Source organism: Streptomyces clavifer (assembly GCF_036345975.1).
GTDB lineage: Bacteria > Actinomycetota > Actinomycetes > Streptomycetales > Streptomycetaceae > Streptomyces > Streptomyces clavifer.
The window spans coordinates 2275878-2294581 of sequence record NZ_CP107793.1 but is presented as its reverse complement, the minus strand read 5'-3'; the positions used below and the strand labels follow the sequence as shown (position 1 = coordinate 2294581).

Here is an 18704-nt window from a genome sequence, read left to right as displayed (position 1 = left end):
GGACGGCTCAGGACCGGAGGAACTGCGGGCCCTGCGGCGGGAGTACGAAGTTCGGGTCGGCGGCGGGCGCGGCCCCGGCCGCGGGCTGGGGATAGCCGTACGCGGGCGCGGCTGCGGGCTGGGGGTAGCCGTAGGCCGGCTGGGGGGCCGTGGTGGGCTGCGGGTAGCCGTACGCGGGCCCGGGGGCCGTGGAGGGCTGGGGATAGCCGTAGGTGGGCCCGGGCGCTGTGGTGGGCTGCGGATAGCCGTACGCGGGCTGCTGGTGCTGGACCGTCGCGTGCGGGTCCGGCGCGGAGGGCTCCGGTGCGGGTGCGGCGGGTGCTGCCTCGGCCTCCGGGTCGTCGGCGGCCTCGGTGTCGTCGACCGAGATACCGAAGGCCGTGGCCAGTCCGATCAGGCCCGTCGGGTACCCCTGTGCCACCGCACGGAACTTCCAGCCCTCGCCGCGCCGGTACAGCTCGCCGCAGATGATGGCGGTCTCCTCGCCGGTCTCCGCCCTCACGTCGAAGACCGCGAGCGGATCACCGTCCGCGGACGCGGCGTCGTACAGCGATATGCGGAGGTCCCGGACCATTCCGAAGGCCGCTTCGTCACAGGACGCGGCGATGACCACCTGGTCCACGGAGGGGTCGAGCGCGGTGAGGTCCGCCTCGATCGTGTCCGTGAGCCCTTCGGGGACACTGCGCTTGGGCAGTCGGCGTACCGAGCCCGAGGGATGCCGGGGCTGGTTGTAGAAGACGAAGTCCTCGTCGGAACGCACCCGGCCGGAGGCGCCGAGCAACAGGGCGGAGGCGTCCACGTCGGGGACACCGGTGCCCGGGGTCCAGCGCAGCACGGCCCGGACAGCCGTGGCATCGAGAGGGACGTTCGAGCCCTTCAGCATCGCGTGCGTCATGCCGGTCATCCTGCCTGCTGGGGGGCCGCCCGGACAACGCGGGGGTCGGAACCAGTAGGCCAGGGGCCGTTCGAGGGCGGCACGGAGGCGCGCCGCCAGACGTGTGAGAAAGGTCCGGGTTACCCGAAGTTCATACGGGCGGGGAACCGCCGACACCTGTCCGAACGTACTATTACCGGCCATACGATGTCCGGCCTGTCAGGCAGTACGGGGGAATCACATGCGTCATTTCGGGCACATCTCGCCCGTCGCCCGAGAGGGCCTGTTCTACAAGGAGCCGTGCGAATTCAGCGCGAGCTCCTCCGCACGCGTGCTGTCGGTGGCCCTGGGAGCCACTCTCTACAGCCCCGCGACCCGGCCCCGGCTGGCCGATGACGTGATCAAACTGGCCGGGCGCGGTGTGGTCTCCATGGTCCTCTGCCTGGAGGATTCGATCGACGACGCGGAAGTGGTCGGCGCCGAGGCGAATCTGGTCGGGCAGTTCAAGGAACTCGAGGCGCGCGCCGACGACGTGCCCCTGCTCTTCATCAGGGTCCGTGAGCCGGAGCAGATCTCCGACCTCGTGGAGCGCCTCGGCAGCTCGGCCCGGTTGTTGTCTGGATTTGTACTTCCGAAATTCACGGAGGAGCGGGGCGAGCTGTTCCTGGAGGCCCTCACCGCCGCCGAGGCGGCCGGCGGACACCGGCTGTTCGCGATGCCCGTCCTCGAATCCCCCGAACTGCTGCACCTGGAAAGCAGGACGGAAACCCTCCAGGGCATCGCCCGCACCGTCGACAAACACCGTGAGCGCGTCCTCGCGCTGCGGCTCGGCGTCACGGACTTCTGCTCGGCGTACGGTCTGCGCCGCGCCCCCGACATGACGGCGTACGACGTGCAGATCGTCGGCGCCGTCATCGGCGACGTGGTCAACGTGCTGGGCCGCGCGGACGGGACCGGTTTCACCATCACCGGTCCCGTGTGGGAGTACTTCCGCCTCCAGGAACGCATGTTCAAGCCCCAGCTGCGCCGCAGCCCCTTCATGGGGCGGGCCGAGGAGCTGCGCACCGCCCTCATCGAGCACGACCTGGACGGACTGCTGCGGGAGATCGAGCTCGACCGGGCCAACGGCCTGCTCGGCAAGACGTGCATCCACCCCTCCCACGTGCAGCCCGTGCACGCGCTGTCGGTCGTCAGCCACGAGGAGTACAGCGACGCCCAGGACATCCTCCGCCCCGAGCGCGGCGGCGGCGGCGTGCTGCGATCGGCCTATACGAACAAGATGAATGAAGTGAAACCGCACCGCGCCTGGGCCGAGCGGACCCTGCAGAGGGCCGAGGTCTTCGGGGTGGCGCGGGAGAACGTCGGTTTCGTGGAGCTCCTGGCCGCGGGACTGTCGGACTGAGCGGGCCATGGGCGCGTGCGTATCGGCATCGAGGGAAGAGGCAGTGGACGTGGAGTGGTCGGGTAACTGGGTCGCGGAGCGGCTCGGAGTCGAGCTCGTCGGCGACGGGGAACTCCGGGAGCTGCTGGGCCTCGCCCTGCGCCGCAACCCGAAGCGGGCCCATCTGCTCGTGTCGAACGTGCTCGGCAAGCACGTGCCCCAGCGGCCGTCCGTCGTGTACGGGGCGGGCTTCGAGCTCGGTGAACGCGTGCGGGACCTGCTGGGCGAGACCGAGGCCGGCCGCGCGGTCGTCCTCGGGTACGCCGAGACGGCGACCGGCCTCGGCCACGCCGTCGCCGACGGGCTCGGGGTGGCCCCGTACCTCCACTCGACCCGCCGGCCCGTCGCCGGTGTCGCCCAGGCGGGCGGTTTCGAGGAAGCGCACTCGCACGCCACGTCCCACCTGCTGCTGCCCGAGGACCCGGACCTGCTGAGCAGTGCGGGACAGGGGGCCCCGCTGGTGCTGGTCGACGACGAGTTCTCCACCGGCAACACCGTCCTCAACACCATCCGCGCCCTCCACGAGCGCTACCCCCGCGACCGGTACGTGATCGTGGCCCTCGTGGACATGCGCTCCGGGGCCGACCGGGGGCGGCTGGCGGAGTTCGCCGAGGAGATCGGCGCCCGTGTGGACCTGGTGGCCCGCGCGTCCGGCACCGTACTGCTGCCGGACGGGGTCCTGGAGAAGGGCCGGAGTCTCGTCGCGGCCCACGAGAAGGATGCCCCGCCCCCGTCTCCGTCCTCGCTCTCGTCCGGGGCGTCCGCCCGGCGCGGTGCCCGCCCGGCGCCCGTGCGGGTCGAGCTGGACTGGCCGGCCGGTGTCCCCGACGGCGGACGGCACGGCTTCACCCCCGTCCACCGCGCGGCGCTGGAAGCCGCCCTGCCGGGTCTGGCCGCCCGGGTCGCCGAAGCACTGGGCGACGCCCGCAAGGTGCTCGTCCTCGGCTTCGAGGAGCTGATGTACGCGCCGCTGAGGCTCGGAACGGCCCTGGAGGACGCCACCACTGCCGACGTGCGGTACTCCACGACCACCCGCTCGCCCGTGCTCGCCGTCGACGACCCCGGCTACGCCATACGCAGCCGCCTGGTCTTCCCGGCCCACGACGACCCCGCCGACGGGCCCGGCGACCGGTACGCCTACAACGTCGCGGGAGCCGGCTTCGACGCGGTCGTCGCCGTCGTCGACTCGACCGCCGACACCCCCGCACTGCACGCCCCCGACGGGCTGCTGGCCCGGCTCGCGGCGCACACCGGACAGGTCCTGCTCGCGGTCGTCCCCTCGTACGTCCCCTCGTCGACCTCTCACAGGCAGGAAGCCGCCATGCTGCCCGAACCCCTCCGGGGCCCCGCCTTCTCCTCCTACGCGGCGGACGACGTCGGCTGGCTGCTCCAGGACCTCTCGGACACGGCACTGGAGGCCCCCACCGAGGAGCGCGAGGAGGCGATACAGAGCGGTGGCGCGCACTACGCCGAATCGCTGCCCGTCGAGTACCAGCCCAGCCCGCGGTACCAGGAGCTCTTCAAAGCGGCCCTGGCCACCTCCGCGGCCCGTATCGCCCGTGCCGTGGGCACCGTCACCGAGACGGTCCTCGCGGAACGCGGCCCCCGCCCCGTCCTCGTCTCCCTCGCACGGGCCGGCACCCCCGTCGGTGTCCTCATGCGCCGCTGGGCACAGCACCGGCACGGACTCGACCTGCCGCACTACGCCGTCTCCATCGTCCGGGGCCGCGGCATCGACGCCAACGCCCTGCGCTGGCTCGCCGCCCACCACGACCCGGCGGACGTCGTCTTCGTCGACGGCTGGACCGGCAAGGGCGCCATCACCCGCGAGCTCGCGGTCGCCCTGGAGGAGTTCGACGGCTTCAACCCGGAGATCGCCGTGCTGGCCGACCCGGGCGGCTGCGTCAGGACGTACGGGACGCGCGAGGACTTCCTCGTCCCGTCCGCCTGCCTCAACTCCACGGTGTCCGGCCTGATCTCCCGTACGGTCCTGCGCGCCGACCTCGTCGGCCCGCACGACTTCCACGGTGCGAAGTTCTACCGGGAGCTCGCGGACTCCGACGTCTCCGGCTTCTTCCTGGACACCGTCGCAGCCCGCTTCGACGAGGTCGCCGACGCCGTGGCCGCCGAAGCCAAGGAACTGCTGTCCGGGGACCGCGCCCCCACCTGGGAGGGCTGGGCCGCCGTGGAGCGGATCAGCGAGGAGTACGGGATCCACGACGTGAACCTCGTGAAGCCCGGAGTCGGCGAGACGACCCGGGTACTGCTGCGCCGCGTGCCCTGGAAGATCCTCGCCAAGCGCGGCGCGGGCGCGGACCTCGACCACGTACGGCTGCTCGCCGAACAGCGCGGCGTCCCCGTCGAGGAGGTCGACGAGCTCCCGTACACCTGCGTCGGACTCATCCACCCGAAGTTCACCCGGGGCGCGACCGGCGCGGACGGTACGGCGGTGGCGGCGAAGTGACCACGACCATGACGCCCGGGGATGCCGTGAGGTCGCTGGCCCCCGTGACGCTGGTGGCCAGCGACCTCGACCGCACCCTCATCTACTCGGCCGCCGCGCTCCAGCTGACCATGCCGGACGAGGAGGCCCCGCGGCTGCTCTGCGTGGAGGTCTACGGTCAGAAGCCGCTCTCCTACATGACCGAGAAGGCCGCCGAACTGCTCGCCGAGCTGGCCCGCACCACGGTCTTCGTGCCCACCACCACGCGCACCCGGGAGCAGTACGGGCGGATACACCTGCCCGGCCCCGCGCCCCGGTACGCCATCTGCGCCAACGGCGGCCACCTCCTGGTCGACGGCGTCTCCGACCAGGACTGGCAGGCCCGGGTGGCCGGCCGGATCGCCGACGAGTGCGCCTCGCTCGCCGAGGTGAGGGCGCACCTCCTCGCCACGGCCGATCCCGCCTGGCTGCTCAAGGAAAGGGTGGCCGAGGACGTCTTCGTGTATCTCGTCGTCGACCGCCAGGCCCTGCCCGAGGGCTGGGTGAAGGAGCTCACCGCCTGGGCGGGCCCCCGCGGCTGGACCGTGTCCCTGCAGGGCCGCAAGATCTACGCCGTACCCGAACCGCTCACCAAGAGCGCGGCGATGACGGAGGTGGCACGCCGCTGCGGCGCCACGACGACACTCGCCGCCGGTGACTCGCTCCTGGACGCCGATCTGCTCCTCGCCGCCGACCACGGCTGGCGCCCGGGCCACGGCGAGCTGGCCGACAGCGGCTGGGGCGCCCCCAACACCGAGGTGCTCCGACAGCGGGGCGTCGCAGCCGGCGAGGAGATCCTCCGCCGCTTCCTGCTCGCCGCCGACCGGCAGCGGCGAGCGGGTCGCTGAGCGGCCTCCGGAGGCACCCCGGCCGGCGTGCTGCCGGTGGTGACGGACGGGCTCACGGGCTCAGGGGCACGCGCGCGCAGGAGGCTGCGGTGTGCGGGCCCGGTGCCGGCGCGGGGGTGCCGGCGCGGGCGGGGCGTGCGGGTCGTGTGGGGTGTGTGGTCGCGGTTCAGCCGCAGCAACCGCCGCCGCAGCAGCCACCACCACCGCCACCGGCCGACGTAGCGGGGGCGGACGACGCGGCGGAGCCGCCGACGGCCACGGTGGAGAGCAGTTTCACGGTGTCCTCGTGTCCGGAGGGGCAGGAGGCCGGAGCGGAGGACTCGGCCATGGGCCGGCTGACTTCGAACGTCTCGTCGCAGGGGCGGCAGCGGTACTCGTAGCGAGGCATGGCCCCAGATTAGGGCCTCTCCCGCGTGATCTCGGGCATCGGGGGCCGCCTGCGGCGTTCCTCACGGGCAGCCTGCTCGGGGTGGCGGGCCCGCCAGTACGGATTGTCGTGGGACAGACCGCCGCTGACCCTCCCGTACATGCCGAACATCATCAGCAGTACCCCGACCACGAAGCTGAACAACACGTTCTGCATCTCGAAGGCGAGGAAGTTGAGGCCCGTGTCCAGCAGCGCCAGATTCACGAACCCACTGAGGATGAAGGCGATGCCCAGGACCATGTTCAGGGTCGAGGCGAGATTCCCGCCGACCATCATTCCGGCGAAGAGCATCAGCCCGACACAGATCGACAGCACGCTGAGCGCACCGTTGGTGTTGAGGCCGCCCACCGTGTCGCCGCCGGTGTCGAAGAAGCCGATGCGGTCGATCAGCCCCAGGATGCCGAAGACGAGGAGCACCAACCCCATCAGGCCGGCCCCCACCCGGTAGACCCGACTGAGCCGGTGGTCGACCGGCAGGTGTTCGTCGAGCCTGGTCGCCTTACGGCGTCGGCCCGTGGGGCGCAGAACCTGTGTGGCCATGACGGCCTCCTTCGGCCGCGTGCGGCCAGAAACGCCTCAGCGGGAGCCCGCTGCGCACCTTCAGCATCTGCCCGTCCGGGGTGGGGGACAAATCGGGCGGGTGGCGGCCGGGCTGCGGGGACGGTCCTTCGGCCCGGGGCCGGCGGGCTCGGAGCTCCGCGGGCCGCTGAGCTCAGCGGCGTACGGAGCTCTTCGTGCTCGGAGACCTCACGCGCGGCCGGGGCGGGCGGCCTTCCGTCTCCGGGCCCTGGACCCGTTGCTCCGTACGTTGCCCCGTACGGCTCAGGCGCCGCCGCCCAGCTCCTCGCGGATCGCGGAGACCACCCGGGTCGTCGACTGCCGCACGGCCTCCGTCTCGGTGAGGAAGTGCCAGTAGTCGGGGTGCCGCCCCTCCAGTCCGCTGATCGCCCGGTCCAGCCGGGCCACGGCCTCGTCCAGCGGACGCGCATGGCGCGGATCGGGAGTGTGCCGCCCGGCCATGGCAAGGCGCTGGGCGTCCCGGATCGCGAACCGGGTGCGGTCGATCTCCGTCTGTGGATCCTTGGCCACGGCGTTCAGCCGCTGCAGCCTGTCACCGGCGGCGGACACCGCCTCATCCGTGGCGTTGAGCAGCGCACGCACCGTACTCAGCTGGGCCGTCGCGTCCGCCCAGCGCTGCTCGGCCCGCGCCGTGGCGGCCTCCGCCAGCTTCTCCTCGGCCTGCCGCACATTGGCCGCGGCCTGATCGGGAACCGGCTGCAGATCCTGCCAGCAGGCGGCCGAGAAGCGTCGCCGCAGCTCGCTGAGCACCGGCTCGACCTGTCCGGCGCGCGTCGTCAGCGCCTGGGCCCGGGTGCGCAGCGACACCAGCCGCCGGTCGATCTCCGCAGCTCGCTCGGGCAGCCGGTCCGCCTCGGCACGCACCGCCTCCGCGTCCCTCAGCACCTGATCCGCCCGCTGCAGGGTCTCGGCCACACCGTGCCGCCCGGCGCCCTGGTTGAGCTTGGTCAGCTCCGGGGCGAGGGCCGCCAGCCGAGCCGCGAGGTCGTCCGCCCGCAACCCGGAAGCGCGTACCGCGTCCAAGGCGTTGCTCGCGCCGAGGAGTGCCTGACGGGCGCGCTCCACGGCGGGCGCGAGCCTGGCGAGCTGCGTCTCCGCACTGCCCAGCAGCGTTCCGAGCCCCTGGGCGAAGCGGTCGAGCTCGCCCTTCACCCGTACGAGATCGTCCTTGGCACGGGTCAGCTGTGTCCGCGCACCGGCCGCGGCCGACGGCTCCAGATCGTCCCGGTCGAGGTCGTGCGCATCGACCGCCGTGATGTACGTGTGGCTGACCTCGTCGATCCGTCGGCCGAGTGCCGCGAAGTCCTCCGCCGCCTTGCGGGCGCGGGGTGAATGGTCCACGGCGGTGATCGTCTCGATGGAGATCTTGAGGTCCCGCTGAGCGGTGTCGAGCTCGTAGAAGGCGGCAGCGGCGTCATCCTTCGCCGCCTGCGCGTCGGCGCGCTGACTCTCCCCGCGCCCCCCGAACCAACGGCGCGTACCCCCGCCGGCGAAGGCCGCCGACAGCGAGGCCGTGATCAGCGGAACCGGCAGCAGCATCAGCACCAGGACGTCCTTGACGGCGGAACCACCACTCGCTTTCGCCTGCGGCCGCGCGTGTGTCGCCGTCACATCCCTCTCCCGTGCCGTTTCGCCCTGCCGGGTTCATTCTCCCACCAGTAAGGACGAATACACGGGCCGGTTAGTTCGCTGTTCGGACGTTGACTTCCCCGTTCTCGCTGCGCGCCTTCACCACGTGCTTGCTGTCTTCGCTGCGCGGCACGTCGACGTGGACCTCGCCGTTGGCGGCCGAGGCGGACACCGCGTACGCTCCGCCGCTCGCCGGCAGGCCGATGGTGATGCTCCCGTTGTCACTGGCGGTGTCCACGAGATCCGGCACCCGGCTGAACCCGAGCGTCACCTCTCCGTTCTCCGAACGCGCGACCACGGAAGCCCCGGAGACCCGCTCGGCCAGGACGGAGCCGTTGTCCGCGGTCAGCTCCAGCGGCCCACTGGAATCACGTACGACGACTTCGCCGTTGCCGGCGGACAGCCTGAGGGGGGTGGCGAACCCGGAGGCGGTGACCTTGCCGTTGTCCGCGTCCACCGTCAGCGCGGTCCCGCGGGGCACCTTCACCTCGTGGTGGGCGTCGCAGTTGCTGATCACCGCACTGCACTTCACCTTGAGCGTCAGTGTGCCGCCCTCCAGCTTCCAGGTGGCATCCGGGCCGCTGCCGAACACGACCCACCCGTCGACCCGGCGGGTCACCTCGATCTGCTCCACATCGGCCGGAACGACGTCCACCCTGGAGTTCCCGCTGTCGATGGTGAGGGCCTTCCCGCTGTACGGGAACGACTTCTGCTCGGCGGGCGCACCGTCCGTGCCCGATCCGCAACCGCTGAGGGCCACAAGGAGGAGGGCGGTTGCCCCGGTGGTCACGAGTGCGTGGGTGCGGGTACGGCTGGTCATCGTGATCGGGTCCCCCTGGTAGCGCTGCCGGTGTGGTTCCACGGTAAGGAGGGCCAGGCCCCCGGGACGATCCGGACGGCTACCGTCTCCGGGGTGGGGATATCCCCCGCATGCCACGGCCCGCCGCCGCCCCGCCGGCTCCGGAGGCGCCGGCACCGGATGGGCCCATAACCGGATTGCCGGCCGGGGCGGTAGGCCATGTAACCTGTTGCTTCATCCACGGGTGCGTAGCTCAGGGGTAGAGCGCTGCTCTTACAAAGCAGATGTCGGCGGTTCGAAACCGTCCGCGCCCACCAGCAGGAAGCACGACGAAGGCCCAGGTCACCGGTACAGAACCGGGCGCCTGGGCCTTGTTCGTTTCTCAGCCGCGGGGGCGGGGGAGAGGCGTTGTGCCACTTACGTGCCACATGCCCCGTCGGACTCCGCCGGCCGGACCTTCCTGATCTGCTCGTCGACGTGAGCGGCGATCGCGTGGTCACGGCCGTTCACCAGGTGCTGGTAGATCAGCGCGGCACGCACCGACGAGTGGCCCATCCGCTGCATCAGCTCACGTGTGGTCGCACCGCCGGTCGCGGCGAGGGTGTTCCCGGTGTGGCGCAGATCGTGGAAGTGGACGTCTCCCAGACCGGTCGTCTCCAGCGCCCGCAGCCACAGACGGCGGAAGTTGTTCCGGCGAAGCTGCCCGCCCCTCGCTCCCGTGAAGACCAGCCCGGTACGACCCGGCTCGGCATAGGCGGCGAGGTGAGCAGCCAGGCTTTCCGCCAACGAGGCCGGGAAGGCGACGGTCCGCACACCGGCCGCGCTCTTGGGTGCCTTGACCAGGATGCCGTCCGTGCGGGTCTCGGCCAGGGCACGCCGTACGGCGACGGTCTGCCGTTCGAGGTCGACGTCATGGCGCTGGAGCGCGGCGAGCTCCCCGAAGCGGAGGCCGGTGAAGGCCGCCAGGAGGATGAACACCCGGAAGCGCGCCGGCACTGCGTCGGCGAGCTGGAAGACCTCGGTGACATCGAGGAACGGCCGCTCGGCAGTCTTGGCCGCACCGGCGCCCTTGATACGGCAGGGGTTGCGCTGGATCACCTCGTCGTCGACCGCAGTGTTCATGATGGCGCGGAGGATCTGATACGCCTTGGCGACCGTCGCCTCACCGACACCGGACTCCAGGAGGCCGGCACGCCAGCGGCGAATCTGCGGCGTCGTGATCTCGCTCAGGACCACGTCCGCGAAGGTCGGCAGGATGTGGAGTCGTAGCGCGCTGCCGTTGCGTTCGCGAGTGGTTGCCGCGTAGTCGCGTTCCTTGAACCAGGCGTCGGTGTACACGCCGAACAGGACCTTGTCGTCCGGGTTCTTCCACCGGCCGTCGAGGATCTCCGCTTCCTTGCGGACCAGCCACCGGTCAGCGTCGGTCTGAGTGGGGAAGGTCTCCGGCGCCGAACGCAGTAGACCATCCGGGCCGGGATACCGGGCCTGAAAGCGGCCAGACGGCAGCTTGCGGACCGAACCGAACCGGCGTCGCTTGCCCCTCTGGTTCGCCATCAGGCCACCGCCCCGAACTGCCGCCGGCTTGTGACGATGGGCTGGACGGTGTTGGCCGCGATGAAGTCAGCCAACGCGCGCTCAGGGATGCGGACATGCCGCCCCACCTTCACGAACACGATGCGCCGTTCGGCTATCAGTCGACGCGGGAAGCGCGCGGTTGTACCGAGGAGTTGAGCGGCCTCCTCCACCGTGAGCAGTCGGTCAGTCATGCGGCCATGTCTCCTTCCAGGGCGAGGGCTTCGCGTGCGGTTTCGCGGTTGAGTTGCAGGTCTCTGGCCATCGAGGCGGCGAGGACGGATTCGCCGGGGCTGTGGCCCTGTCCGGCGTACTGCCAGTCGGTGAGGACGAGGACGGTCGGGTCCTGGTCGGGGTCGGGCAGGCCGAGTTCCTCGCGCTGTTGGGCTGCGCGGTAGTCGGCGCGGATCTGGCGGAGTGCGCCAAGGGTGGTGGAGTAGCGGCGGGACTTGGAGGAGAAGTGGCCGCGGAAGCCGAGCATGTGTGCCCACGCGCTCAGCCGCCGGTCGGGGTAGAGCGCGTCAAGGTCGAAGCAGGCTTCGATCAGTCGGCGCGGGTGGTCGGGTACCTCGAGGAGGACCAGGGCCTCACGGTTGCCGACGCGGCGGTCGATGGTGCCGGTCGTCTCGGCGGCTTTGGTGGCGTACTTGGCGACGTAGGAGGCGACGGCCTGTTCGGTGATGTCGGTCCCGGCGTCGAAGGCGCGGATGGGGCGGATGTCGAGCTGGGTGCCCCAGCGCAGTTCGCGGGTGGGTTGGCCGGCGGCGGCCGGGACGGTGATGGTCGTGTACGAGTGCGCGACGGCGGCGCGGATGGAGTCGTCGAGCAGCTGCACGGAGGCCCAGGAGGGCGGCGGGCTGTCGGGTCCGTCCGGGCCGTCGAGGCGTAGGACGGCGTGGAAGTGGACGGCCCCGCGCTTTTGGAACTCGGCGACCTTGCCGTAGGAGACCCGTGCGGTTTCCTTGAGTTCGCGTTGGGTGAGGCCGGCGCGGGCGGCGATCTCGCGGCGGAGGCGGTTGGTGAAGCGCTGCCAGAGGTCCCCGGCGTGGTTGTTGAAGAGGACCGCCCCGGCGTAGTCGTAGGAGTCGGGGTCGAGCGGGGTGCCGAGGGTGTCGTCGTCGGGGCAGTGGGTGGTGCCCGCAGCGGCAGCGGCCGGTGTCGGGGCGGTTGTGGACGGGGCCGAAGGACGGGGCGGTGAGGGTGGCGAAGACGCGGGGGTGGTCGCGGACGGTGGTGGGGATGTCCTTGTCCTGGTCGCCCGCGAGTCCGGCGCGGATGAGGTGGTAGGTGTCGGCGGAGTAGGTCCAGGCGCAGGCCGGGCAGCGTGAGGCGCGGCGGTTGCCGCAGGCGACGCGGAGCCGTCCGCCGGGCTCGGTTTCGGTGGAGTAGTGGTGCAGGGTCTGGCCGGTGGTGCGGTCCTTGGTGAGGGTCCAGCCGGAGAGGTGGATGGGGTTGGAGCAGCCGCCGGTGCGGCGGATCTGGTCCTGCCAGCGGTCGAAGCCGGTGGACCCGGCCACCCGCAGCAGGTCGCCGAGGGTGGCCGGGTCCAGACTTGTAAGGATCGTGTCCGTCACGCGTGCTCCCGCTGGACGACCGGCGCCGGAGTCGCAGTGGTGCGGGTGGTGCCGGTGCCGTGGCAGGGGCGGCAGGTGACGGTGAGGGTGGCGCGGGTGCCGTCCTCGAGGAGGGTGCCGGTGTCGATGGCGACGACGGGGAAGCCGTCGCAGTCCGGGCAGATACGCGTCGGGGCAGGGGTGTGCTGGGCCATGATGGTGGTCCTTTCGATTGCGGTTGGAAGGGGCCGGACCGTCCGGGCGGCGGCGATGCTTGGCGGCTTGTGCGCCGTCCGGAGGCCGGTCAGAGCGCTGAGATCAGCGGTTGAGCGTGCGGGGGCCGCGTCGGCCGGACGTTCCCTTGGCCGCGTACATCGCACTGTCGGCGGTGGCGAGCGCGTCGGAGAGGCTGCGGACCGGCAGGTCTTTCACGTGGCAGGAGCCGACGGACACGGAGACCGGGAGCCGGTGTCCGGCGTAGGCCACGGGCTGGTTCAGGGCGCGGTGGAGGCTTTCGAGATCCGGGGCCTGGCGGGCGATGGCGACGAATTCGTCTCCGCCGAGGCGTCCGGCGATGCCGTGGCGGCCGCACCAGGTGGCGAGGCGTTCGGCGGTGACGACCAGGACGAAGTCCCCGGCGGCGTGGCCGTGGGAGTCGTTGAGGCTTTTGAAGTCGTCGAGGTCGAGCAGCAGAACGACAGCGTCCCGGTGCCGGCGGATGATGCGCTCGGCGAGGGCGGTCCATCCGGCGCGGGTGCGCAGGCCAGTGAGGGGGTCCCGGCGGGCGGTGGCGAGCCGGTGGGTGAGCAGGGCGGTGTGGGAGGCCCAGCCGATGAGCGGTAAGGCGAGGGCGAGCGCTTGGGTGTCCACGGTTCTCCTTCGATGCGGTTGGAAGGGAAGTGCGTGGGCCGTCCGGGCAGTGGCGATGCTTGGCGGCTTGTGGCACCGCCCGGAGGCCGGTCAGCGGTGCTGGTCTGCGGAGGCGATCAGTGAGCGGATGACCAGGGCGCAGATGGCGACGGATGCGCCGGTGATCGCGACCGCGAGGAGCATCGAGACCAGGACCGCGCCGACGACCAGGACGACAGCCGCCCCACCACCCACGAGGGCGAGAGCGGAGCCGGGCGTGAGCTGGACGGTCGGCCGGGCCGCAGGAATCGAGGCGACCAGCGGCGTGGGGCTCTGCTGGACCACGGCGGTCGGCTCGACGACGGCCGGCGGGGTGATGAGGCCGGTGGGCTGAGGCATGGTGGGGACCTTAGGCTTGAACATGGTGGCTCTCCCTTCGCGGACGGTTACTTGGTGACGCTGTCGATGGCAGGGGCGAGGAAGCTGTCCGCGAGGAGGTAGCCGCCCAGGACCAGGACGGCGACCAGCCACAGCGGCGGGCGGATGAGCTTGATGCCGAGAGCGCCGACGATGATCAGGGCGAGCCAGAGTGGGACGTCCATGACGCGATCTCCTTGATGGTCAGCGGGCGGTGCAGCGGTGGGTGCGGGCGGCGAGCTGGGCGGCGCTCTGGCTGGAGTAGTCGGCGGACCAGCCGCAGCGGTCGGCGCTGCAGACGGCGGCGTGTTTGGTGCGGCCGTGGCGGTCGCGGTGGGTGCCGATCTGCACGGGGCCGATCCGCATCACGGAGTGGAAGTGGTCACGAGTGGGCATGGCGGTGTTTCTCCCTTCTGGTCAGGCGAGTTGGGCGGCGATGGTCTCGGCGAGCTGGGGCGGGACGCCGAGGCGGGCGCGCAGGGTGTCGGTGTCGATCCGGGCGCCGGTGCGGGCGTGGTGGTCGTCGGCGAGCTTGCGGGCGTGGTCGACCAACGCGGCCGGGACCGACGGACCAGCCGGAGCGACGGGAGCGGGAGCGAGTGCCGGGACGTCCTCGGCAGCCGCGGCGATGGGCTCGGGCTCCGGTCGCAGAGCGGGGGCGGTCTCTCGCTCGACTTCCGGAGTGGGCTCCGGGGCTGCGGGTGCCGGCGAAACCGTCTCCGTCTCCGTCTCCAGATCCTCGGTGGTGTGGGAGTGGGCGAGGAGGGTGCCGCCGAGGAAGGCGAGGGCGGGCCATCCCGCGATGCCGAAGCGCAGCCAGGCCGGCGGGTGGGCGAGGTCGAGGAACCCGGCGGTCGCGACGTTGGCACCCAGCGAGGCGAACAGCGCAATGAGGAACCAGCACCAGGCCAGCCGGGACGGGCCCTCACTGCGCAGGCGACGCCAGGCAGCGACCAGGAGCAGGTCCACCGAGATCGGGTAGGCCCAGGCTTTCCATCCGTCCTGGCCAGCGGCGGCGGCGAGGTCGTGGAGGTGGGCGAAGGACAGAGCACCGGCGATGACGGCCTGGACCAGGACGGCATCCACCCGGAAGCGGGGCCGGGCCATCAGACGCCGCCGATGGGGTCGTAGCCGGGCGGGAACATGCCCGGCGGCGGCTCCGGAAGCGATACGGCCAGGGACGGGCCGATGGTGTCGATGAAGTCGTCGTCGGCGCCGGGGATCTCGGCGTACAGGGCCAGGGCGCCGAGCATCAGGACGGTGCGGTGGAAGTCCTCGATGTGCTCACACATGGGAGTCGCTCTCCCTTCCTTGAGGCATGGAGCGGGTAGGGACCTGGCGCGATGCGGTCACGCCGACCGGTGGTGCGGGAGGAGTCAGGCCGTCGCCGGGGCAGCCTTGGTGAGCGGCTCGGAGGCCGGAGCCAGGGAACCGACGGCGGGCCGGAAGGCTGCGAGGACGGGCAGGTCCGGGGTGCGGTCGGCATGCCGGTTGCAGATGTTCACGGCCGCTCGGAGCGAGGTGTGCGGGGCGCGGATGCGGGCCCATCCTCCGGAGGAATCACCGGTGACGGCGATGCCGGGAGTCTCGGTGGGGATCTGGATAGCGGCGAGGACGGCGTCTGGGGCGATGTCGCCGAAGGCCATGTTGGCGGAGGACTCGTCGTTGACCCGGTGTGCGGTGCGGCCAGTGAGCTGGGCGCGGAGCATGGTGATGCCCTTGCCGAGTTCGGAGCCGAAGCGCTGGCCGCAGATCTCCAGGTAGATCCCAGCGGCACGGCCGAGCTGGGCGAGGCGGACCAGGGCGGTGATGATCCGGTCCCGGCGCTTCTCCTCGTCCTTCGTGGCGAAGAGGGCGAGTTCGGCGACCTCGTCCACCAGGACCACGACCGGCACGGGGCGCAGGTGGTCAGGGAGGTCCCAGATGTCGGCGGCTATCTCCGCGTCCGGCACGTTCACCGTGATCCGCTGTTCGGCCCGGATCAGTTGGTAGACGTCCTCCATGTGCGAGACGAGCGCGTCGAGGAGCTCCAAGGCGGTGTCGGGGTTGTCGGCGAGCGCGGAGAACCGGCGGGCCAGCGGGAAGAGTTCCACGCCCTGCTTGCAGTCGATCCCGACCAGCGCCACATCCATCGGCGCGAGGCCGGCCACCAGATTGCGCTGATAGACGGACTTCCCCGACTCGGTGGCACCGAGGGTGAGCCCGTGCGGCACGGCACGGTAATCCCGGTAGTGGACTGCCCCGTCCTCACGCAGGGCGACCGGGACCCGCATCAGTGCCGGGTCGGTCTTGGCGGGCATCTGCACGCGCTTGAGGACGTCGTAGCCGGTCATGCGTACTTCAACTACGCCTGAGCGCAGTTCGCGTGAGGTCACGCCGTACATGCCGAAGGAGTGGCGCAGTCGGTCCGTGGCGGCGGAGACGTCGAAGGCGTCCTGTCCGGGGCGGAGCTTGAGGCGGAGCACCAGGCCGGTGCGGGTGGGGTGGACGCGCAGGATGCGCGGGGCGCGGGACTCCGGCACGGGCCGGTTGGTCATCCGCGCTAACGCCAGGCGCCAGCGGGAGGGCGGGACGGTCAGCCCGCACGCGTCCATCACGGAGACGTAGCGGACCAGCACTCGCCCAGCGGCGAGAGCCGCGCCGAAGGCCAGCCAGTACCAGGCGGGGCGCCGCCACCGCAGGATCACTGCGACAGCGACAACCAGCACCAGGGCGACCGTGAAGCCGGTCATGATCAGGCCGCCTTCGAGGCCGATGACGCGGCGGCGAGCGAGGTGACCGCGACCGCGCGGAACGCGATCCCGTGCCGCTTCTGCCCGTTGAACTCGTTCTCCCACGCCGAGGCGACCAGCCCCGTCAGCGCGACCGGGGTGCCCATGGTCAGGTCCTCGGAGACACCCGGCTGGGGAACGGTGAGCTTGAGGATCTCCACCTCATCCGGCGTGGAGAACATGACCTCCACCGTCATCAACGTCACGCCGTCCTTGTCGAGCGCGATCTCACCGCTACGGCGGTCCTTGACCTTCGGCTGGGGAGCCTTGGCGACCATCACGGTCGCGTTCGTGGTGTCGACGGGAATCTGGCGCACAGCAGATCACTCCTCTGTAGGTGCCTAACTCCGTCACTCATGTATAGGAGTGACATGAAGAAGAGTGCAGCACTCCTGTACATGAGTCAACCCGCTACGAAGAAGAAATCGCAGCGGGTTGAGGTGAGTTGAGTGCGCGTCAGTCGGTGGCGGGGATCCTGTAGCTGAAGACGAACTGGTCAGCGGCCATGAGGGTGTCGCAGACCTCGACCACGCGGCCCTCTTCGGTCACGGCATCTCGGATGAGGTGAACGACCGGGGAGCCGGGGCTCAAAGCGAGTTCGGAAGACTCCGCCTTCGAGGCCGGCCGCGCCTGGAGAGTCTCGACGAACTCCGCGAAGACATGGCCGTCGTCTTCGAGTCGGGCGTAGATTCCACCCGGGCCGGGGTTCTCGGAGAACAGCTCCGGGATGTCCTTCACTACGTCCCACGGCAAGTAGGACGTAGCAGTCTCGACCGGAGTGCCGTTGCGGAAGTAGAGACGGCGGCGGGCCAGCACCTTGGCTCCGGGATCCACGCCAAGGCGCTCCGCGACGTCGTCGGGTGCGTCGGCCGGACCGATGAACAACACGCTTACCTTGGCGGTCGCGCCGGCCTGCTCCGACTCCGCGAGGTACGCGGCCTTGCCACCCTTGCGATGCGAGCGCCGGAACCGGTCCGAAGACCGATGACGTACCGGAGGCCGAGCCTTTACCAAGGATCCCTTGCCGTGCCGGGTCTCCACCAGGCCGCTTGCGCGGACCTCCACCATGGCCTTGCGAATCGTGCCGCCGGATACCCCGTAGCGGTCGACCAGCTCGGTCTCACTCGGCACCATGTCACCAGGCTTGAGGACGCCTGCCCGGATCTGCTGAACGATCTCGTCGGCGATCTGAACGTACCGAGGTACGGCCCTGCCACCTCCTACTGCTGTTCCCATCGACCTACTCACTCTCCTATGCTCCTGTACATGAGTAACAGCGCCCAAGAAGCCCCGTCAACGCCGAAGCACAGTGTGTCCGTGGCGGGGGCTGTCGTGCGCGAGGACGGCCGACTCCTGGCGATCCGCCGCGCGGACAACGGGACATGGGAGCTGCCGGGCGGAGTGCTGGAGCTGGAGGAGTCCCCGGAGCAGGGCGTCAGCCGCGAGGTCTGGGAAGAAACCGGCATTCACGTCGAGGTCGACGAGCTCACCGGGGTCTACAAGAACACCACAAGGGGTGTGGTCGCCATGGTCTTCCGATGCAAGCCTTCCGGTGGCACCGAACGCACGTCATCCGAGTCCACCGCGGTTGACTGGCTCACGCCGGAGCAGATCACCGAGCGGATGTCCGAGGTCTACGCGATCCGCCTACTCGACGCCCTGGACGGGGCTGGCCCTCATGTGCGGAGCCACGATGGCCGACACCTCCTAGGGAAGTCCGCATGACCGTGAACCCTGGCCGGCCAACAGGCGCCAAGCCGGTCGGCGAGGGACGCGACATATACGAGTTCCTGGATCAAGTCCGCATGAGACCGGGGATGTTCGTACGCGGAGGGTCGCTCTTGGAACTACAGGCGATCCTGTACGGCTACCGAGTTGCCTCCGAGATCTACGGCCCCCAGGCAGTGACGGACTTCGAGCACGAAGGACCATTCGCGGAGTGGCTGTGGCCTGAGCTCGGCCGTAGCTACGGCAGCCCAGTGGGGTGGGCCGTCGAGATAACGAAGGCGGCAGAAGCAGCGGACACGTCGGCCCTGGACCTGTTCTTCGACCTGTTGGACAAGTTCAAGGACGAGCGAAGCCCACAAGCGCGGTAAGACTTTCTCTACTTCATCAAGACCCGCGCACGGCGCGGGCACGCGCCGCCTCAGCGGCGCGGCCTGCCTCTGTCTCCGCCCCGGCTGGCCGCGCCCGGCGGCGCGCTCGTGCTGCGGGTGGAAGCGAGGAAGCCATCCGCGGCTCAGAACATGCCTCCGGCGGGGGCGCTCAGACTCCGGGATGAATGCGGCGCCGTTCGCGAGTGCCGGCGGATTCGTGGTGAGCGTCGTGGGGGCTCCCATCCCGACCACCTTCGACCCAGGCAAGCCGAGCAGTCGCGGCCCAGGGCGTCAAGGTCGTTCGTACAGTGGCGCGCTCCACCTTGACGCCCTGAACCACGCCCGCTCCACGACGTGTGGGTCGAAG

General features: G+C 70.7%; 22 protein-coding genes, 1 tRNA gene and 1 pseudogene. 6 read left to right on the top strand and 18 right to left on the bottom strand.

Features of this window, described 5'->3' with window-relative positions:
• Nucleotides 1-7 precede the first annotated feature (7 nt).
• A complete protein-coding gene (locus tag OG927_RS09875) occupies nucleotides 8-904 on the bottom strand; it encodes a TerD family protein (RefSeq protein ID WP_056784947.1) in 897 nt (298 codons plus the stop codon).
• A gap of 211 nt (nucleotides 905-1115) precedes the next feature.
• Between OG927_RS09875 and OG927_RS09870 the strand changes: the two genes are divergently transcribed.
• Genes OG927_RS09870 through OG927_RS09860 form a run of 3 tightly spaced genes read left to right on the top strand, consistent with a single transcriptional unit; the run spans nucleotide 1116 to nucleotide 5645 of the window.
• A complete protein-coding gene (locus OG927_RS09870; RefSeq protein ID WP_056784943.1) occupies nucleotides 1116-2276 on the top strand; it encodes an HpcH/HpaI aldolase/citrate lyase family protein in 1161 nt (386 codons plus the stop codon).
• Nucleotides 2277-2283: 7 nt separating this feature from the next.
• The gene (locus OG927_RS09865; protein WP_206431826.1) at nucleotides 2284-4779 is read left to right on the top strand and encodes a phosphoribosyltransferase; all 2496 of its coding nucleotides are present in this window, start codon (nucleotides 2284-2286) and stop codon (nucleotides 4777-4779) included.
• Between the two features lie 8 nt (nucleotides 4780-4787).
• Nucleotides 4788-5645, top strand: coding sequence for an HAD family hydrolase (locus OG927_RS09860; RefSeq protein ID WP_330321308.1), 858 nt, complete (start codon nucleotides 4788-4790; stop codon nucleotides 5643-5645).
• A gap of 166 nt (nucleotides 5646-5811) precedes the next feature.
• On the opposite strand, the gene OG927_RS09855 is transcribed toward OG927_RS09860, so the two are convergent.
• The 4 genes from OG927_RS09855 to OG927_RS09840 form a co-directional block, all read right to left on the bottom strand.
• The gene (locus tag OG927_RS09855) at nucleotides 5812-6033 is read right to left on the bottom strand and encodes an FmdB family zinc ribbon protein (protein WP_330320008.1); all 222 of its coding nucleotides are present in this window, start codon (nucleotides 6031-6033) and stop codon (nucleotides 5812-5814) included.
• Between the two features lie 9 nt (nucleotides 6034-6042).
• Nucleotides 6043-6612 carry a DUF4383 domain-containing protein gene (locus OG927_RS09850; protein WP_056784930.1) on the bottom strand — a complete coding sequence of 190 codons (570 nt, stop codon included), beginning with the start codon at nucleotides 6610-6612 and terminating at the stop codon, nucleotides 6043-6045.
• A gap of 282 nt (nucleotides 6613-6894) precedes the next feature.
• On the bottom strand, nucleotides 6895-8262 hold the full coding sequence (locus OG927_RS09845; RefSeq protein ID WP_056784927.1) for a hypothetical protein: 1368 nt from the start codon (nucleotides 8260-8262) through the stop codon (nucleotides 6895-6897).
• A 70-nt stretch (nucleotides 8263-8332) separates the two neighbouring features.
• Entirely contained in the window at nucleotides 8333-9100 is a 768-nt protein-coding gene (locus tag OG927_RS09840) for a DUF4097 family beta strand repeat-containing protein (RefSeq protein WP_319099841.1), read from the bottom strand.
• Between the two features lie 221 nt (nucleotides 9101-9321).
• On the opposite strand from OG927_RS09840, the gene OG927_RS09835 reads away from it, so the two are divergent.
• Nucleotides 9322-9396 (top strand) — tRNA-Val (locus OG927_RS09835).
• Between the two features lie 100 nt (nucleotides 9397-9496).
• Here the strand turns inward: OG927_RS09835 and OG927_RS09830 are convergent.
• From OG927_RS09830 to OG927_RS09770, 13 genes and pseudogenes are all read right to left on the bottom strand, one after another.
• Nucleotides 9497-10633, bottom strand: a complete 1137-nt coding sequence (locus tag OG927_RS09830) for a tyrosine-type recombinase/integrase (RefSeq protein WP_330320007.1) — start codon at nucleotides 10631-10633, stop codon at nucleotides 9497-9499.
• Entirely contained in the window at nucleotides 10633-10845 is a 213-nt protein-coding gene (locus OG927_RS09825; protein ID WP_330320006.1) for an excisionase family DNA-binding protein, read from the bottom strand. The genes OG927_RS09830 and OG927_RS09825 overlap by 1 nt, the downstream gene beginning before the upstream one ends.
• Nucleotides 10842-12168, bottom strand: a pseudogene (gene repSA, locus OG927_RS09820) (replication initiator protein RepSA). Before repSA ends, OG927_RS09825 begins: the two are co-directional and overlap by 4 nt.
• A 53-nt stretch (nucleotides 12169-12221) precedes the next feature.
• Nucleotides 12222-12419, bottom strand: coding sequence for a hypothetical protein (locus OG927_RS09815; RefSeq protein ID WP_330320005.1), 198 nt, complete (start codon nucleotides 12417-12419; stop codon nucleotides 12222-12224).
• Between the two features lie 103 nt (nucleotides 12420-12522).
• Entirely contained in the window at nucleotides 12523-13074 is a 552-nt protein-coding gene (locus OG927_RS09810) for a GGDEF domain-containing protein (RefSeq protein WP_330320004.1), read from the bottom strand.
• 90 nt (nucleotides 13075-13164) lie between these two features.
• Nucleotides 13165-13476 (bottom strand): SpdD-like protein, encoded by a 312-nt coding sequence (locus OG927_RS09805; RefSeq protein ID WP_330320003.1) that lies wholly within the window; start codon nucleotides 13474-13476, stop codon nucleotides 13165-13167.
• A 23-nt stretch (nucleotides 13477-13499) separates the two neighbouring features.
• Complete coding sequence (locus tag OG927_RS09800; RefSeq protein ID WP_330320002.1) at nucleotides 13500-13655, bottom strand: hypothetical protein; 156 nt, start codon at nucleotides 13653-13655, stop codon at nucleotides 13500-13502.
• 19 nt (nucleotides 13656-13674) lie between these two features.
• On the bottom strand, nucleotides 13675-13866 hold the full coding sequence (locus OG927_RS09795; protein ID WP_330320001.1) for a mobile element transfer protein: 192 nt from the start codon (nucleotides 13864-13866) through the stop codon (nucleotides 13675-13677).
• Between the two features lie 21 nt (nucleotides 13867-13887).
• Nucleotides 13888-14577: a DUF2637 domain-containing protein gene (locus tag OG927_RS09790; RefSeq protein ID WP_330320000.1), complete on the bottom strand. Its 690-nt coding sequence runs from the start codon at nucleotides 14575-14577 to the stop codon at nucleotides 13888-13890.
• Nucleotides 14577-14762, bottom strand: coding sequence for a hypothetical protein (locus OG927_RS09785; RefSeq protein WP_030876218.1), 186 nt, complete (start codon nucleotides 14760-14762; stop codon nucleotides 14577-14579). Before OG927_RS09785 ends, OG927_RS09790 begins: the two co-directional genes overlap by 1 nt.
• An 84-nt stretch (nucleotides 14763-14846) precedes the next feature.
• Complete coding sequence (locus OG927_RS09780; RefSeq protein ID WP_330319999.1) at nucleotides 14847-16202, bottom strand: FtsK/SpoIIIE domain-containing protein; 1356 nt, start codon at nucleotides 16200-16202, stop codon at nucleotides 14847-14849.
• Between the two features lie 2 nt (nucleotides 16203-16204).
• Entirely contained in the window at nucleotides 16205-16558 is a 354-nt protein-coding gene (locus tag OG927_RS09775; RefSeq protein ID WP_330319998.1) for an SCO3933 family regulatory protein, read from the bottom strand.
• A gap of 139 nt (nucleotides 16559-16697) precedes the next feature.
• A complete protein-coding gene (locus OG927_RS09770; RefSeq protein ID WP_330319997.1) occupies nucleotides 16698-17477 on the bottom strand; it encodes a GntR family transcriptional regulator in 780 nt (259 codons plus the stop codon).
• Between the two features lie 18 nt (nucleotides 17478-17495).
• Here OG927_RS09770 and OG927_RS09765 point away from each other — a divergent pair, with 18 nt between their 5' ends.
• Both OG927_RS09765 and OG927_RS09760 read left to right on the top strand, forming a co-directional pair.
• A complete protein-coding gene (locus OG927_RS09765) occupies nucleotides 17496-17966 on the top strand; it encodes an NUDIX hydrolase (protein WP_330319996.1) in 471 nt (156 codons plus the stop codon).
• On the top strand, nucleotides 17963-18337 hold the full coding sequence (locus tag OG927_RS09760) for a hypothetical protein (protein WP_330319995.1): 375 nt from the start codon (nucleotides 17963-17965) through the stop codon (nucleotides 18335-18337). Before OG927_RS09765 ends, OG927_RS09760 begins: the two co-directional genes overlap by 4 nt.
• The last annotated feature ends 367 nt before the right edge of the window (nucleotides 18338-18704 follow it).

What these genes read in the sequence shown, in the direction of transcription:
- OG927_RS09875 (WP_056784947.1), bottom strand. Translation starts at nt 904, where the DNA reads ATGACCGGCATGACGCACGCGATGCTGAAGGGCTCGAACGTCCCTCTC.
- OG927_RS09870 (WP_056784943.1), top strand. Translation starts at nt 1,116, where the DNA reads ATGCGTCATTTCGGGCACATCTCGCCCGTCGCCCGAGAGGGCCTGTTC.
- OG927_RS09865 (WP_206431826.1), top strand. Translation starts at nt 2,284, where the DNA reads ATGGGCGCGTGCGTATCGGCATCGAGGGAAGAGGCAGTGGACGTGGAG.
- OG927_RS09860 (WP_330321308.1), top strand. Translation starts at nt 4,788, where the DNA reads ATGACGCCCGGGGATGCCGTGAGGTCGCTGGCCCCCGTGACGCTGGTG.
- OG927_RS09855 (WP_330320008.1), bottom strand. Translation starts at nt 6,033, where the DNA reads ATGCCTCGCTACGAGTACCGCTGCCGCCCCTGCGACGAGACGTTCGAA.
- OG927_RS09850 (WP_056784930.1), bottom strand. Translation starts at nt 6,612, where the DNA reads ATGGCCACACAGGTTCTGCGCCCCACGGGCCGACGCCGTAAGGCGACC.
- OG927_RS09840 (WP_319099841.1), bottom strand. Translation starts at nt 9,100, where the DNA reads ATGACCAGCCGTACCCGCACCCACGCACTCGTGACCACCGGGGCAACC.
- OG927_RS09830 (WP_330320007.1), bottom strand. Translation starts at nt 10,633, where the DNA reads ATGGCGAACCAGAGGGGCAAGCGACGCCGGTTCGGTTCGGTCCGCAAG.
- OG927_RS09825 (WP_330320006.1), bottom strand. Translation starts at nt 10,845, where the DNA reads ATGACTGACCGACTGCTCACGGTGGAGGAGGCCGCTCAACTCCTCGGT.
- OG927_RS09815 (WP_330320005.1), bottom strand. Translation starts at nt 12,419, where the DNA reads ATGGCCCAGCACACCCCTGCCCCGACGCGTATCTGCCCGGACTGCGAC.
- OG927_RS09805 (WP_330320003.1), bottom strand. Translation starts at nt 13,476, where the DNA reads ATGTTCAAGCCTAAGGTCCCCACCATGCCTCAGCCCACCGGCCTCATC.
- OG927_RS09800 (WP_330320002.1), bottom strand. Translation starts at nt 13,655, where the DNA reads ATGGACGTCCCACTCTGGCTCGCCCTGATCATCGTCGGCGCTCTCGGC.
- OG927_RS09795 (WP_330320001.1), bottom strand. Translation starts at nt 13,866, where the DNA reads ATGCCCACTCGTGACCACTTCCACTCCGTGATGCGGATCGGCCCCGTG.
- OG927_RS09790 (WP_330320000.1), bottom strand. Translation starts at nt 14,577, where the DNA reads ATGGCCCGGCCCCGCTTCCGGGTGGATGCCGTCCTGGTCCAGGCCGTC.
- OG927_RS09785 (WP_030876218.1), bottom strand. Translation starts at nt 14,762, where the DNA reads ATGTGTGAGCACATCGAGGACTTCCACCGCACCGTCCTGATGCTCGGC.
- OG927_RS09780 (WP_330319999.1), bottom strand. Translation starts at nt 16,202, where the DNA reads ATGACCGGCTTCACGGTCGCCCTGGTGCTGGTTGTCGCTGTCGCAGTG.
- OG927_RS09770 (WP_330319997.1), bottom strand. Translation starts at nt 17,477, where the DNA reads ATGGGAACAGCAGTAGGAGGTGGCAGGGCCGTACCTCGGTACGTTCAG.
- OG927_RS09765 (WP_330319996.1), top strand. Translation starts at nt 17,496, where the DNA reads ATGCTCCTGTACATGAGTAACAGCGCCCAAGAAGCCCCGTCAACGCCG.
- OG927_RS09760 (WP_330319995.1), top strand. Translation starts at nt 17,963, where the DNA reads ATGACCGTGAACCCTGGCCGGCCAACAGGCGCCAAGCCGGTCGGCGAG.